Genomic DNA, 14,322 nt, shown 5'->3' with positions numbered 1-14,322 from the left:
GGGCCGCCGGGCAACCCTCCGACGGGGCCTCAGCGCGCACATTGGATGCCGACGTGGTTTCCTCATGCGACCGCTGCCCGCCTTTCCGACTTCGGAGGCTGATCCACCATGCCCGCAATCCGGGCGGTGCTGTTCGACTTCTTCGGCACCCTCACTCAGGCCATCCAGCGTGGACCACGCCACGACCGGATCGCCCGCGCCCTCGGCTGCGACCCGTCAACCATGCGGACGACGCTCGACCGGTCGTTCCGGGAGCGGGCCAGCGGGGCCCGGGGCGACGCGGTCACGTCGCTGCGTTGGCTCTGCTCCGAGCAGGGCGTCCGCCCCGCCGCGGCCCGGCTGCGGCGGGCCGCGGCGGCCCGGATCGGCGCCGTCGCCGCGGACACCCGGCTACGGCCCGACGCGTTGCCGACGCTGCTCGCGCTGCGGTCGGGCGGGCTACGCACCGCGGTCGTCAGCGACTGCGGGCACGAGCTGCCGGCGTTCCTGCCGTCGCTGCCGATCGCGCGTCTGCTGGACGCCGGGATCTTCTCGGTCGAGGTCGGCTGCTGCAAACCCGACCCGGAGATGTACCTGACCGCGTGCCGTCGCCTTGGCGTGCGGCCGCAGGAATGCCTCTACGTCGGCGACGGCGGCAGTCGGGAGCTCACCGGAGCGGCGGCGGTGGGTATGCGGGCGGTCCGGCTCACGGCGCCCGACCTGGCCGGGCATCTGGTCTTCGACGCCGACGAGCAGTTCGACGGGCCGTCGGTGAACGCCCTGTCCGAGGTGCTGCCGATGGCGTCGGGCGCCGCGCGGCTGCCGGCGCCTGCCTGAGCTGCCGGGGCCGGCCCGATCGGTGGCAGAATGATCTGATGACCGAGCCCACCCAGCCGCATCAGCAGGCCCGACCGGACGCCACCGCGGTGGTCGAGGAGGCGCTGCGGAAGGCGTCGATCGCGTGGATCACGGTGGCGGGGGCGCCGGCCACCGCGGCCTGGTGCCTGGGCGTCGACGGCGTGCTGCATGTCGTCTGCGGGCCTGGCGAGCAGCGACTGCCCGGCCTCGCCGACGGCGTCGCGGCCCAGGTGACGCTGCGAGGCGACCACGGGGGTCAGATCGTCACCTGGACGGCGTCGGCGTCGCGGATCGGTCCCGACGACCCCGGGTGGGCCGTGGCGGCGCCGCAGCTGGCAGCCAAGCGACTCAACGTCAGCGGCCCGGCCGACCAGCTGGTCGGCCGCTGGGCTCGGGAATGCGCAATCTTCCGGCTCAGCCCGACCGGCGCCGCGGCCACCGGCGCCGAGCTGCCGCGTGGGTCCGGGAGCGAGGCGCCCCGACCCACGCCGGCCGCGCGGCCCACCCGTAAGCCGTTCCGGTTACACCGGGTCCGCGGCGCCTGACCGTGCCGGCGATGACTCGGCCAGGTCACGCGGCGGGGCGGGCCGGGCCACCAGCCGGTCGATGACCTCCAGCAGACGCTCCTGACTGACCGGCTTGACGAGATGGTCGGACGCGCCAAGCTCCACCCCGATGTGGATCTCGTCGCTGACCGTCAGCATGACCACGGGCACCGCGGCCAGGCCCGGGTCCGCGCGCCACCGACGCAGCGTCTCCCATCCGCTGATCCCGGGCAGCTGAACGTCGAGCAAGGCGGCATCGGGCCGGATACCCAGCGCCGCCTCGAGGCCGCCTTCCCCGGTGTCGGCGAGGAAGACCTGGTAGCCGCCGGCGTGCAGTTGGGTGGAGACGACCTCGGCGGCGCGTGGGTCGTCGTCGACGACGAGAATCCGGCCCCGGGCGGTCGCGGAGCTGGCCACCCCGGCCACGTCCACCTGCTCCTGGACCAGGACCGGAGGCATCGGCGGCCGGCCGCCGTCGCCGTCGGTGGCGTCGCCGTCCGGGGCGGTGTGGTCGAAGACGCCCGGTAGGACGACGGTGAAGGTGGCGCCCTCGCCCACGACAGACCGCACTGTGATGTCTCCGCCGTGGGCCCGCGCGATCCGCCGGACCAGCGCCAACCCCAGGCCAGTGCCGCCGCAGCGGCGCGAATGGTCCCCGACCTGGGTGAACTCGTCAAAGACCCGGTCGAGGTCGGCCGGCGCGATCCCTACCCCGGTGTCGATCACCCGGACTTTGAGGTCGATGCCGAGCGCCTCGGCCTCGACGGTGACCGCGCCGCCCGCTCCGGTGCACTTGACCGCATTGGACAGCAGGTTTTCCAGAATCTGGCGGAACCGCAACGGGTCCACCAATGCCCGCAGGGCCGGCACCCGCACTTCGACCGTCAACCGACGTTGGTCGAACAGCGGACGCATCGCGGTCACCAGCTCGGTGACGGCCTGGTCCAGCGGCGTCCAGCGCCGATCCAGATCGAAACGGCCGGACTCTACCTTGGCGATGTCGAGCAGCTCGTTGATGAGGACCAGCAGATGCCGGCCGCTGCTGTAGATGTGGCCCACCCACTGGCCGTGGGTGGTGTCACCGGCCAGCTCCGACTTGAGCAGGTCGGAGAAGCCGATGATCGCGTTCAGGGGTGTGCGCAGCTCGTGGCTCATCGCCGCGAGGAAGTCGCTCTTGGCATTGTTGGCGGCGGTGAGGGCATGAACGGACGCCGCCAGTTCCTCGGCCAGCCGCCGCTGCTCGGTCAGGGCCTGTCCGCGCTCGTCGAGCGCCCTCTCCCGGGCGGCCAGCACCGCGCTGCGGTCGGCGAGCACCTTGGCCTGCGGCGCGAGATCCGCCAGCAACCGGACATCGTCCTCGCCGAACAGGCTCCGATGGCGATTGGCGACCAGCAGCGCCCCTGGGCCCAGGCTGGCCGGCAGGCGGGTCGCGGTGAGCAGCGCCGGCCCGACCCGCTCGGCATAGTGGGCGGCCAGCGGAAGCCGGCGCGCCCCCCGGGAGCCGAGGTCGACCGGCTGGTGCTCGTCCATGAGCGCGACCAGGTCCACGACCCGCCCGTCGCCGGGGCCGTCGCAGTCGATGCCGCCGGCGCACGCGGCGTGGAGGAGCCGGCCCGACGGATCGGACAGCACCAGGGTGACGCCGTCGGCGCTGGTCATGTCGCGTACAACGTCGACATACCGCTGCCAGACGTGCTCGGGCGATTCCGTCGCCGAGGCGTCCAGGACCCGGGCGCCGACAGCGTGGATCGCGTTGGCCGACCAGATCCGCCGCACCGCCAGCGGGGGGACGAACGCCAGCAGGTACCCGACCGAGGCGAGGAGCATGAGCAACGCGTACAGGGCCACGACCAGCTCACCGGCCGGCCGGAGCGCCGCCAGCGTGGTGTAGCGGTCGTCCACGGTCCACCCCGCCGCACGGCCGGACGCGGCGGCTATCGTGATGCCGGCGGTGAGGTAGCTGGCCCAGGCGGCCAGCTGGAGCCGCACCGCCGACGTGCCGGTGCGGCGCCTGCTCTCGGCCAGGAACGCCCGAGCCGCCAACGCCTCCACCAGCACGACGTTGAGCGTGAGCATCAGGCCGAACCACGGCGGGTACGGACGCGGCAGCAGCAGGGCCGGTCCCGCGAGAGCGACGGCGACCGCCAACGCGGCATGCGCCCGCCAGCGCGGGCCCGGACGCACGGCGCCGGCCAGGCGGAGGGTGAAGTACGGCCGGAACAGGTACATCGCGGTCAGCGCCCCGCCGACCACCGACGGCGGGGCGAAGCCGGCCAGTCTCAGCGCGAGGACCACCGCGAACGCCGCCGTCGGCGCGAAGATGAGGGCCAACAGCCGGTGCATCGGGTCACGGGTGCGTAGGTAGGTCCGGAGCGCGTGACCGAAGACGGTCGCGGCGAAGAGAGCCGCGAACACCAGGAGAACATCGCTGCTCACACGTCACCTGCCACCGCGCCCGCACCGTCCCTGATGCCGGCGACCCGGGACGTCGGCGACCCGCCGTGGGCACGAATCGGGCAGGTACCGCCACGGTACCCAGACGCTCTGGTGATCACCCGACGAACGGCGGTGTGGCGATGTGCCCGCTGGCGATCGGAACAACGCCGCCGGCGACCGTCGCCACGGTGGCGGCGCCGTCGCGCGCGGTGATGGTGGCGTCGAGCAGAGAGGGCCGACGCAGCTCCGCTCCCTGCCGCACCAGGTAACGGGACTCCCCGTCCTCCGGCAACAGCCCCGCGGCCACCAGGTAGGCGCCCAGGCCGAGGGCGGCGGAGCCGGTGGCCGGGTCCTCCGGCACCCCGGCGCCAGGGCAGAACACGCGGGCGTGCGCGGTCTGCCGGGCGACATCCCAGCTGAAGACGCTCAGCTCAGGCGCCCCGTGCTGGCGGGCCTGCGCCGTGTTCATCTCGGCGGCCGCCACCGCGTCGGGCGCGACAGCCAGGTAGACGAAGTCGAGACCGCAGCCGGCAAGCCGCGGCGGCGGTCCCGCCAACGCCGATTCGGGCAGCCCGAGCATGGCCAGCAGCGGCGCCGGGTCGAGCGGCGGGCCCACCCGGGGCTGGCCGCCGGTGACCCTGGCGGAGGTGTCGGACACCTCGATCGGCAGCAGGCCGATCCCGCACTCCTGGATGACGACATTGACGGCGTCCGGCTGACACAGGCCATGGGCGACGGCCACCACCGCCGCGCCGATGCTCGGGTGGCCGGCGAACGGAAGCTCGGCGGCCGGTGTGAAGATCCTGGCCCGGTAGCCGGCGCCGGGCGCCGTCGTCGGGAGCAGGAAGACCGTCTCGGACAGGTGAAACTCGCGCGCCAGCGTGAGCATCTGGGCGCTGTCGAGGTCATCGCCGCCGAAGACCACCGCAAGCGGGTTTCCGGTGAACGGACGATCGGTGAAGACATCGACGATGTCGTACGCAAGTCGGGACATGGGCTTCAACGCTAGAGCATCCGAGGGCGACCACTAGGCTGGGCCGGTGACGACCGCCTCGAAGATCTACGTGGCCCGGCTGGCCGGGCTGCCCGTCTTCGACCCCAACGGCGACCTGGTCGGCCGGGTCCGGGACACGGTGGCCCGGATGCGGGTCGGCGGACGCCCGCCACAGGTCGTCGGCCTCGTGGCCGAGATGCCGATGCGCCGGCGGATCTTCCTGCCGATCGGCCGGATCACCTCCCTGGACGCCGATTCGGTGGTGCTGCACACCGGCACCCTCAACCTGCGCCGCTTCTCCAAGCGCCCGGACGAGCTGCTGGTCATCGAAGACCTGCTCGACCGTCGGGTCACCATCACCAGCTCCGGGCAGGCCGCGACCGTCGTCGACGTGGCGATGGAGGCCAGCCGGGTCGGCGAGTGGACGCTGCACCGGGTGGCCGTCCGGGAGATCACCGGCCGGCTGACCCGCCGCGGCCACCTCCAGCAGCTCGAATGGCGCGAGGTCAGCGGACTGCTCGGCCTCCCCGACGCCCAGGGCACGGCGAGCCTGCTCGCGGTCCTCGACCAGATGCGACCCGCCGACCTGGCCAACGTCCTCCAGGACCTGCCCGCCAGCCGCCGCAACGAGGTCGCGGCGGCCCTGGACGACGAGCGCCTCGCCGACGTGCTGGAGGAGCTGCCCGAACACGACCAGGTGGAGATCCTGGCCGCGCTGGACCGGGAACGGGCCGCCGACGTGCTCGAGGAGATGGACCCGGACGACGCCGCCGACCTGCTCGCCGAGCTGCCCAAGGTGGAACAGGAGGTGCTGCTGGACCTCATGGAGCCCGACGAGGCCAGCCCGGTCCGCGCCCTCCTGCACTACCTGCCCGGCACCGCCGGCTCGGTGATGACGTCCGAGCCGATCGTCATGCCGCCGGACGCGACGGTCGCCGAGGCGCTGGCCCGGATCCGGGAGCCCCAGCTGTCCCCGGCGGTCGCGGCGCAGGTGTTCGTCACCCGCTCCCCGATGGCCACCCCGACCGGCCGTTTCCTGGGCGTCGTCCACTTCCAGAAACTGCTCCGGGAGCCGCCGTCCGGCCTGCTAGGCGGGGTCATCGACAACGACATCGACCCGCTTGACGCCGCGACCCCGCTGCCGGAGATCACCCGCAGGATGGCCACCTACGACCTCGTCGCCATGCCGGTCGTGGACGCCACCGACCGGCTCGTCGGGGCGGTCACCGTCGACGACCTGCTCGACCACCTGCTCCCCCGCGACTGGCGCGACCGGGCAAGTTCCGGCGCTGGCAGCGGCGCCGAGATGACGATGGCTGTGGGCAGCGGCGATGGCTGAGGGTCGGCAGCGGCTGGACCAGCCGCGCGAGCCTGGCCGGATCAGCCTGCCGAAATTCGACCCGGAAGCCTTCGGCCGGTGGTCGGAGGGCATCGCCAGGTTCATGGGCACCGCCCGCTTCCTGGTCTACATGACGGTCTTCGTGGCGATGTGGCTGGCCTGGAACAAGCTCGGCCCCGAGGACCTGCGCTTCGACGAGGAGACCTGGCTGCTCACCCTGGCGCTGTCGTTGCAGGCCTCCTACGCGGCGCCGCTGATCCTGCTCGCGCAGAACCGCCAGGCCGACCGGGACCGGCTGACGATGGAGGAGGACCGGCGACGGGCGGCCATGCAGAAGGCCGACACCGAGTACCTCGCCAGGGAGATCGCCTCGCTGCGGATCGCGCTGGGCGAAGTCTCCACCCGTGACTTCGTCCGGTCCGAGCTGGGCCGGCTGGCCGAGGAGCTGGACGACGCCGCCCGACGCCGCCACGACCGGGAGCAGCGGCCCGCGTCGCCGTCCGGGACGCCCTGATCGGCGGGGCCGACGCGCCGACGTAGCATGAGCGGCATGGCAGCCCCCACCAGCGTTCTTGACCAGGCGATCCATGAGGCCCTGGCCACCGTCGACGACCCCGAGATCAAGCGTCCGATCACCGATCTGGGCATGGTCAAGGCGGTCACCGTCGACGACGGCGCGGTACGGGTGGAGCTGCTGCTGACCGTCGCCGGTTGTCCGCTGAAGGACACGCTGCGCGGCGACATCACCGCCGCGGTGTCCGCGGTGGCTGGCGTCAGCTCGGTCGCCGTGGACTTCGGCGTGATGAGTCCGCAGCAGCGCCAGGAGTTGCAGACCCGGCTGCGCGGCGGCGCCGGCGGCGCGGCCGGCGAGGAGCCGGTGATTCCGTTCGCCCAGCCTGGCTCCCGGACCCGCGTCTACGCGGTGGCCTCGGGCAAGGGTGGCGTCGGCAAGTCGAGCGTGACCGTCAACCTGGCCGCGTCGCTGGCGGCCAAGGGCCTGTCCGTCGGGGTCGTTGACGCCGACATCTACGGCTTCTCGGTGCCGCGGATGCTGGGCACCGAGGCCCGGCCGACCCGCGTCGAGGAAATGATCATGCCGCCGCAGGCGCACGGGGTGAAGGTCATCTCGATCGGGATGTTCACCCCGGGAAACGCCGCCGTCGTCTGGCGCGGGCCGATGCTGCACCGGGCGTTGCAGCAGTTTCTCGCCGACGTCTACTGGGGCGAGCTGGACGTGCTGCTGCTGGACCTCCCGCCCGGCACCGGCGACATCGCGATCTCGCTGGCGCAGCTGCTCCCCAACGCCGAGATCCTCGTCGTCACCACTCCGCAGACCGCCGCCGCCGAGGTCGCCGAGCGGGCCGGCGCGATCGCGCTCCAGACCCACCAGCGGATCGTCGGCGTCGTGGAGAACATGTCCTGGCTGGAGCTGCCCGACGGCTCCCGGATGGAGATCTTCGGAGCGGGCGGCGGGCAGACCGTCGCGGACTCGCTGACCAGGGTGATCGGCGCGCCGGTGCCGCTGCTCGGGCAGATCCCGCTCGACACCCGGGTGCGGGAGTCCGGCGACAACGGGGTGCCGATCGTGCTCGCCGACCCACAGGCCCCGGCAGCGCTGGCGTTGGATGCGGTGGCCACGCGGCTGGCCGTCCGACGCGAGTCGCTGGTCGGTCGTTCGCTGGGCCTCAGCCCCGCCTGAGCCTGCCCGCGACCCAGCGGCTGCCGCCGCTCCCGCGGAAGGGGCGGACGACGATCAGGTCGCGTCGTAGTCGGCGCCACGGGGAGCGACGGGCGGTGGACTGACCTCCGTCGGCGGGATCTCGGCCGGTCCGGTCTCCGCCGACGCCGCGGGTGTGCCCACGCCGCCGCTCCCGCTACGCAGGCCGGAGCGGACGTGTTCGACGTCGTCGCGGACGCCGCCGACATCGGCGCGCACCTCGTCGTAGAGGCCGCGCAGCGGCCGACGCAGTGCCTCCTCGTCGGCCTCGCTCAGGACGTGTTTGCGCAGCAACGCCTTCGGGTTGAGGTCCTCAAGCTGGATGTCGGTGCCCAACTGCTGGCGAAGGTCGCCGGTGGCGTCGTTAGCCATCGAACGCAGGTTGCGCAGCATCCGCAGCCCGTCCGCGATCACCTTTGGCAGGCGGTCGCCGAAGATGAGGAACGCCAGCAGGAACAGCGCGCCCAGCTCCCACATGTTCAGGTTGTCGAACACTGTCGCACTCCCGCTGCCTCATTCATGGTCGCCGCCCAGCCTACGGTCACTTTGCGTCAGCGGTAAGGGTCACCGAGGCCATGCGACGATCGCCGCCACGCTGATACGCCACCGACACCACCGAGCCTGGCGCCCGCCTGCGCACCAACGCGATGAGGTCCACTGCCTCGGCCAACACCTGACCATCCAGCGCGCTCACCACGTCGCCGGCGCGAAGGCCGGCGACGGCGGCTGGACCACCGGACGGCACCGCCGACAGCCGGACGCCGCCGGACTCGTCGGCGCCGACGCTCGCGCCGAAGACAGTCCGATGTGCCCGCCCTGTCGCAATAATCTCTTTGGTAACGCGTTGAGCCTGGTTGACCGGTATCGCAAATGCCAATCCGATATTGCCGGCCTCCTCCCGTCTGCCACCCAACGACTGAATGACGGAGTTGACCCCGACGACCCGGCCAGCCCCGTCCACCAGTGGGCCGCCCGAATTGCCCTGGTTCACCGCCGCATCGGTCTGGATCGCCGCGTAGTACCGGACCTGCTCCCCGGACCCGCCGGTCTGCAACGGACGGTCGAGCGCGCTGACGATGCCCGAGGTCACCGTGTTCCGCAGCGCCAACGGGGAGCCGAACGCGAAGACCGGGTCCCCGACCGCCAACCGGTCCGAGTCGCCGAAGCGCACCGGACGCAGGCCAACCGGCTGCCGCACCTTGAGAACCGCCAGATCAGACTCCGGGTCCCGACCGACGATGGCCGCGGACGACCTGCGACCGTCGGCGAACATCACCGCCACCTCGCGCCCCGCGTCCGTCAACACATGCTCGTTGGTGATGACGTGGCCGTCCCCGCTGACGACGAAACCCGAACCGACGCTCGTCGCGCCGGCCTCGTCGACCTGGATCGTGACAACGCTCGGCAACACCGCGCGCACCAGCGCGGCGGAGCTTCCCGGCGGCCGCTCGGCGGCCACCGGCGTCACCTCTCCCAGCTGTGGCCCCGCGCCCTCGCGGGCCGCGGCGAAACCGATCACCCCACCGACCCCTCCGGCCAGCGCCGCCACCGCGGCGACGAGCGCGACCATGGCGCCGGCGGCGAGCGGACGCCGCGGCCGGTCCGGGTCCGGCGCCGGCTCCAACGCTGGCGCCGACGCCAGCGCCGGCGCCAGCACCGCTGCGGGCGACCAGGGATCGCGCCACGGGTCATTGGGCGCGTCCGACCACCACAGCTCGGGCACGCCGGAGCGCTCCACGGCGGGCCGAGACCCGTCGCCGACCTGGGTCACCATGCCTCCTGACGCGCCAGCCACCGATGCCGCGCCGTTCCATCGTGACACGGACCGGCGGCAGTTGGCGGACCGCGCCGAAAGGGGCGCCGCCACCGGCCGCGACAGCCCTCACCCGCTGGGCACTAGGCTCAGCTCGTGCAATTCGTCGAGGCCTACGCCACAGAGGACGCGGTGGCACAAACCGCCCGTCTTCTCGCCGATGAGGTCGGTGTGGGCTCCGTGAGCCCGGCCGCCGGGTCGGCGCTGCGGCTGATGGCGGCGGCCAGCAACGCCAAGGCCGTCGTCGAGATCGGCACCGGCGCGGGCGTCTCCGGGCTGTGGCTGCTGCGTGGCATGCGCCCCGACGGAGTGCTCACCACGATCGATGTCGAGGCCGAACACCAGCGCATCGCCCGACGGCTGTTCCAGCAGGCTGGCTTCAGCGCCTCCCGGACCCGGGTCATCGCCGGGCGGGCGTTGGACGTGCTGCCCAGGCTGGCAGATGGCGCGTACGACCTGGTGCTGGTCGACGCGGACCCCACCGAGGCCGGCGACTGTGTGGGCGCCGCCGGGCGGCTGCTGCGGGCCGGCGGCGTCGTCGCCGTCCACGGGGTGCTCACCGGCGGCCGGATCGCCGACCCGGCCGCCCGCGACCAGGACACTGTGGCGCGTCGGGAACTCACCAAGAACGTCCGCGAATCGGACATCTGGGTGTCCGCGCTACTGCCGGTCGGCGACGGGCTGCTCACCGCCATCCGCCGCTGAGCCCGGGCGTGGCCCCGCTCACCGTGGCTGCCGCTTTGGGGGTCAGCGTGGACCGTCAGTCGACGGTTGCCAACCAGCGCAGAAGGGTCCGCACGCCCCAGCCGGTGGCGCCCTTGGCCAACTCGTCGACCGGCCGGTCGGACCACGACGGCGCGGACATGTCCAGGTGCAGCCAACGGTCGCGCAGGTCCCCGGTGAACTCGCGCAGGTACAGCGCCGCGACGACGGACCCGGCGCCCTGGGTCGGCGCGCTGTACAGATCGGCCAGGTCGCTGGCCAGGTACGCGACGTAGTCCTCCGGCAGCGGCATCCGCCAGACCCGTTCCCCGGCGGCGGCGGCCGCGTCCGCGAACGCCCCGGCAAGCGTGTCGTTGTCGCTGTACATCGCTGCGGTCCGCTTGCCGAGCGCCACCGCGTTGGCGCCGGTGAGAGTCGCCAGATTGACCAAAACATCGGGGCGGAGCCGCCTGACGGCGTAGCCGAGCGCGTCCGCCAGCACCAATCGCCCCTCGGCGTCGGTGTTGGTGATCTCACTGGTGGCGCCGTCGTAGTGCCGGATGATGTCGCCGGGGCGGAACGATCCGCCACTGACGGCGTTCTCCGCCAACGGGATCAACGTGGTGATCCTGGTCCTGAACCCTAGGTCGGCGGCGCCGATCGTCGCGGCGGCGACCGCGGCTGCGCCGCCCATGTCCTTGCGCATGAGCTTCATGCCGTCGAGCGTCTTGATCGAGATGCCGCCGGTGTCGAAGGTGATGCCCTTGCCGACCAGGACGACGTGGGTCCGCGCGCCGCGCGGACGGTAGCTCAACTCTACGAACCGGGGCGGCGTCGCCGAGCCGCCGCCGACGGCGAGGATGCCGCCGAAGCCCTCCGCCGCCAGTTCCCGGGGCCCACGCACCGTGACGCTCAACTCCGGGCGGCTGGTCGCCGCTTGCTGAACCTGCTGGGCGAACCAGGCCGGATTCTTGCGTGACGAAGGGGTGTTGGTCAGGTCACGGGCCAGGCAGCTGGCCTCCACTGTGGCCTTGGCCTGGGTAAGCGCGTCGGCATACCGTTCGTGCCCATCGACCGCGACGGTGATCGCGCCGCGCCGTCGGCGCCGCCCGCCGGCCACGAACTGGTAGGACGCCAGCCACAACCCCTCGGCCAGCCCCCGGACCACCGACGGGTCGCAGTCGGGCGGCAGGGCGACCGTGCGCGCCGTGGACTCGGACTGCCGGGCGAGCGCCGCGCCGGCCGCCCGCCAGCCAGCCTCATCGCCCGCCCCGACGCCGACAAGCAGCAGGCGCTCGGGGCGGCGCAGCGGGCGCGGCAGGATCTGCGTCGCCCCGGCACGACCGGGGTTGTCGGCGTCGTCCACCAGCGCGGCGGCCTCGGCAGCAGCGTCCTCGGGAAGCAGCGCGACGTCGTCGCGTGGTCGGGCCAGGTCGGTCGATCCGCTCCCGGCCACTGGCAACGCCAGCACTCCTGAGACGGCCCGCCGGGGCGCAAGACGGATGGTGAGCACGCGTTACCTTTCCTGGAACGGACCGGGCCCGGGCATACAAGCTCGCCGACATGGGTGGTGAACCCCATGCCGGCGAGTATCACGCATCCAACACGGAATGCGGGCGCATCGGGACCAACAGCCCGGTCGACGCGCGCGGGTGGGTCGCCTTAGCCGACTGCGGACCTCAACGCCTCACCCAGCGCGGTCGCCTCGTCCGGGGTCATCTCGACCACGAGCCGGCCTCCGCCTTCCAGCGGCACCCGCATGACGATGCCCCGGCCCTCCTTGGTGACCTCCAGCGGACCGTCGCCCGTCCGCGGCTTCATCGCCGCCATGTTGTCTCCCCTCGCAAAAACATCGGGAATTCAGACTCATCGAGGGGGCTGGCCGCCCAGTCCCTCGCGCCGGTCACTGATTTTCCCTGATGGCGCCCCGTACACCCAAACCGGCGAGCCGATGTTGTGACACCTTCTAGCATATCCCGGTAACGGGTGTCACAATGTGCGGTCATGCAGGCACGGTCGGCGCTGTTCGACCTGTACGGAGATCACCTGCGCCCGCGCGGCGGGCGTGCCCCGGTCGCCGCGCTGGTCCGCCTCCTTCAACCCCTCGGCATCACCGGTCCCGCGGTGCGTACCGCCATCTCCCGCATGGCCCGCCAGGGGTGGCTACGACCGGTCCGGCTCAGCGCCGGACCCGGGTACGCGCTCTCCGACCGGGCCGCGCGCCGGCTCGACGACGCCGCCGCGCGGATCTACCGAACGAACGCAGTCAGCTGGAACGGACAATTCGATCTCGTCATCGTCGCCCCGCCGCTGGCCCGTACCGAACGGCGGCGCCTCGCCGCCCAGCTCGCCTTCCTCGGCTACGGCGCCCTCAGCGACCTCACCTGGGTCGCGGCCCGCCCCGGGGAAGGCGTCGACGCCGTCCTCGCCGAGAGCGGCCTCCGGCACGACCGACTCACCGCACGGCACGCCCAGGGCGCCCGCGCCGCCGCCCGACTCGTCGACCGCGCGTGGGACCTGCCCGCCCTCTCCGCCGCCTACCGGGACTTCCAACAGGAGCTGACCCCGGTCGTCACCGACCTCGGCGACGACGACGTCGACGCCTACGCGGCCCGGTTCCAGCTCGTCCACGCCTGGCGTTCGTTCCTGTTCCGCGACCCCGCCCTGCCACCGACCCTGCTGCCCGCCGACTGGGCAGGTGTGGCGGCCGCGACGTTCTTCGGACACCACGCCGCGCAGCTACGACCGGCGGCGGACCGGTACGTTGACCGGTGTCTGACTCCCTCCCAAGGATGGTGACTGTGACCGAGCCCCTGCTGCTGGAGTGCTCCGACGGCGTCGGCACGCTGACGCTCAACCGGCCCGACTCGCTCAACTCCCTCGACGTCGCGCTCAAGGTCGCGCTGCGCGAGACCCTGGGTCGGATCGCCGCCGACAGGTCGATCCGGGCGGTGGTGCTCACCGGCGCCGGACGGGCCTTCTGCGTCGGCCAGGACCTCCGGGAACACGCCGACACCCTGGCCGCCGGGGACACCGACCCGCTGGCGACCGTCCGGGCGCACTACAACCCGATCGCCCAGGAGCTGGCGAACCTGCCCAAGCCCGTGGTGGCCGCCGTCAACGGCACAGCCGCCGGCGCCGGGGCCTCGCTGGCGCTGCTGGCGGACTTCCGCATCGGCGGACCCAAGACCAGCCTGCTCATGGCGTTCGCGAACGTCGGCCTGGCCGGCGACACCGGGATCTCCTGGTCGCTGCCACGGCTGGTCGGCCACGCCAAGGCGATCGAGCTGCTCATGCTCGCCGAGCCGGTCCGGGCCGAGCAGGCGTTGGGGCTGGGACTGCTCACCCGCGTCGTCGGCGACGACGCCGACGTGCTGCCGACCGCCCAGGAGTTCGCCGCCCGGCTGGCCAGCGGCCCCACGGTGGCGTACGGGGCGATCAAGCGCCAGCTCGCCGTCGGCGACGCCGGGACCCTGTCGGACGCGCTCGCCGCCGAAGCCCAGGCCCAGGCGATCTGCGGCGCCACCGCCGACCACCGCAGCGCCACCGACGCGTTCGTCAACAAACGCAAGCCCGTCTTCGACGGCCGCTGACGCCCGGCCCACCCGGCCCCGCCAACCGCGTAGTGATCATGGCTTGTGCGCATGAATCTGACGCTTCACGCGCACAGGTCGTGGTCAACACCCGACGCGCGGGGCGAGGCTGATCAGGGAGCCTCCTCAGGGTCGAGGTTGACCTGTTCACCCTGGACGTACGCGAGCATGGCCAGCTCGTCGTCGGTGGGGGCCACGAAGACCGGAAGCTCGGACGGGCCCAGCTCGCGCACGTATGTCCAGAACTGGTCTACGGCCTCGCCCGGGCTCGCCGCCTCGATCGGCAGATCGATGCTGACCAGCCAGGTTCCCATTGCCTTCATCGGCCCATCACACCATGTCCCAT

The 14,322-nt window shown here is 72.6% G+C and carries 14 protein-coding genes and 1 pseudogene; 8 read left to right on the top strand and 7 right to left on the bottom strand.

The window, feature by feature from the left end; translation table 11 throughout:
- Positions 1 to 108 precede the first annotated feature (108 nt).
- Entirely contained in the window at positions 109 to 816 is a 708-nt protein-coding gene (locus ABD287_RS09325) for an HAD family hydrolase (RefSeq protein ID WP_344171260.1), read from the top strand.
- Positions 817 to 854: 38 nt separating this feature from the next.
- A complete protein-coding gene (locus ABD287_RS09320) occupies positions 855 to 1,382 on the top strand; it encodes a hypothetical protein (RefSeq protein ID WP_344171258.1) in 528 nt (175 codons plus the stop codon).
- On the opposite strand, the gene ABD287_RS09315 is transcribed toward ABD287_RS09320, so the two are convergent.
- Both ABD287_RS09315 and ABD287_RS09310 read right to left on the bottom strand, forming a co-directional pair.
- Positions 1,359 to 3,818 (bottom strand): hybrid sensor histidine kinase/response regulator, encoded by a 2,460-nt coding sequence (locus ABD287_RS09315; RefSeq protein ID WP_344171256.1) that lies wholly within the window; start codon positions 3,816 to 3,818, stop codon positions 1,359 to 1,361. The two genes, ABD287_RS09320 and ABD287_RS09315, sit on opposite strands and share 24 nt — an antisense overlap.
- Before the next feature lie 115 nt (positions 3,819 to 3,933).
- Positions 3,934 to 4,812, bottom strand: a complete 879-nt coding sequence (locus tag ABD287_RS09310; protein ID WP_344171254.1) for a PhzF family phenazine biosynthesis protein — start codon at positions 4,810 to 4,812, stop codon at positions 3,934 to 3,936.
- 46 nt (positions 4,813 to 4,858) lie between these two features.
- Here ABD287_RS09310 and ABD287_RS09305 point away from each other — a divergent pair, with 46 nt between their 5' ends.
- Genes ABD287_RS09305 through ABD287_RS09295 form a run of 3 tightly spaced genes read left to right on the top strand, consistent with a single transcriptional unit; the run spans position 4,859 to position 7,850 of the window.
- Complete coding sequence (locus tag ABD287_RS09305) at positions 4,859 to 6,151, top strand: magnesium transporter MgtE N-terminal domain-containing protein (protein WP_344171252.1); 1,293 nt, start codon at positions 4,859 to 4,861, stop codon at positions 6,149 to 6,151.
- A complete protein-coding gene (locus tag ABD287_RS09300) occupies positions 6,144 to 6,665 on the top strand; it encodes a DUF1003 domain-containing protein (RefSeq protein ID WP_344171250.1) in 522 nt (173 codons plus the stop codon). Before ABD287_RS09305 ends, ABD287_RS09300 begins: the two co-directional genes overlap by 8 nt.
- A gap of 36 nt (positions 6,666 to 6,701) precedes the next feature.
- The gene (locus ABD287_RS09295) at positions 6,702 to 7,850 is read left to right on the top strand and encodes an Mrp/NBP35 family ATP-binding protein (RefSeq protein WP_344171248.1); all 1,149 of its coding nucleotides are present in this window, start codon (positions 6,702 to 6,704) and stop codon (positions 7,848 to 7,850) included.
- Between the two features lie 54 nt (positions 7,851 to 7,904).
- Here the strand turns inward: ABD287_RS09295 and ABD287_RS09290 are convergent, their stop codons facing one another.
- Both ABD287_RS09290 and ABD287_RS09285 read right to left on the bottom strand, forming a co-directional pair.
- Positions 7,905 to 8,363: a twin-arginine translocase TatA/TatE family subunit gene (locus ABD287_RS09290; protein WP_344171246.1), complete on the bottom strand. Its 459-nt coding sequence runs from the start codon at positions 8,361 to 8,363 to the stop codon at positions 7,905 to 7,907.
- 46 nt (positions 8,364 to 8,409) lie between these two features.
- Positions 8,410 to 9,642 carry a S1C family serine protease gene (locus ABD287_RS09285; RefSeq protein ID WP_425565563.1) on the bottom strand — a complete coding sequence of 411 codons (1,233 nt, stop codon included), beginning with the start codon at positions 9,640 to 9,642 and terminating at the stop codon, positions 8,410 to 8,412.
- A 135-nt stretch (positions 9,643 to 9,777) separates the two neighbouring features.
- Here ABD287_RS09285 and ABD287_RS09280 point away from each other — a divergent pair, with 135 nt between their 5' ends.
- The gene (locus tag ABD287_RS09280) at positions 9,778 to 10,386 is read left to right on the top strand and encodes an O-methyltransferase (RefSeq protein ID WP_344171243.1); all 609 of its coding nucleotides are present in this window, start codon (positions 9,778 to 9,780) and stop codon (positions 10,384 to 10,386) included.
- A gap of 55 nt (positions 10,387 to 10,441) precedes the next feature.
- Here the strand turns inward: ABD287_RS09280 and ABD287_RS09275 are convergent, their stop codons facing one another.
- A complete protein-coding gene (locus tag ABD287_RS09275; protein ID WP_425565562.1) occupies positions 10,442 to 11,896 on the bottom strand; it encodes a leucyl aminopeptidase family protein in 1,455 nt (484 codons plus the stop codon).
- Positions 11,897 to 12,045: 149 nt separating this feature from the next.
- On the bottom strand, positions 12,046 to 12,213 hold the full coding sequence (locus ABD287_RS09270) for a DUF3117 domain-containing protein (RefSeq protein WP_344171241.1): 168 nt from the start codon (positions 12,211 to 12,213) through the stop codon (positions 12,046 to 12,048).
- A 174-nt stretch (positions 12,214 to 12,387) separates the two neighbouring features.
- Between ABD287_RS09270 and ABD287_RS09265 the strand changes: the two genes are divergently transcribed.
- Positions 12,388 to 13,182 carry a PaaX family transcriptional regulator gene (locus ABD287_RS09265; RefSeq protein ID WP_344171239.1) on the top strand — a complete coding sequence of 265 codons (795 nt, stop codon included), beginning with the start codon at positions 12,388 to 12,390 and terminating at the stop codon, positions 13,180 to 13,182.
- A gap of 2 nt (positions 13,183 to 13,184) precedes the next feature.
- Complete coding sequence (locus tag ABD287_RS09260; RefSeq protein WP_344171237.1) at positions 13,185 to 13,976, top strand: enoyl-CoA hydratase-related protein; 792 nt, start codon at positions 13,185 to 13,187, stop codon at positions 13,974 to 13,976.
- 113 nt (positions 13,977 to 14,089) lie between these two features.
- Here the strand turns inward: ABD287_RS09260 and ABD287_RS09255 are convergent.
- Positions 14,090 to 14,284 (bottom strand): annotated as a pseudogene (locus ABD287_RS09255) (hypothetical protein); the annotation flags it as partial.
- Positions 14,285 to 14,322: the final 38 nt, after the last annotated feature.

The organism is Pilimelia columellifera subsp. columellifera (assembly GCF_039532605.1).
GTDB lineage: Bacteria > Actinomycetota > Actinomycetes > Mycobacteriales > Micromonosporaceae > Pilimelia > Pilimelia columellifera.
This window is presented reverse-complemented; position numbering and strand designations above follow the sequence as displayed.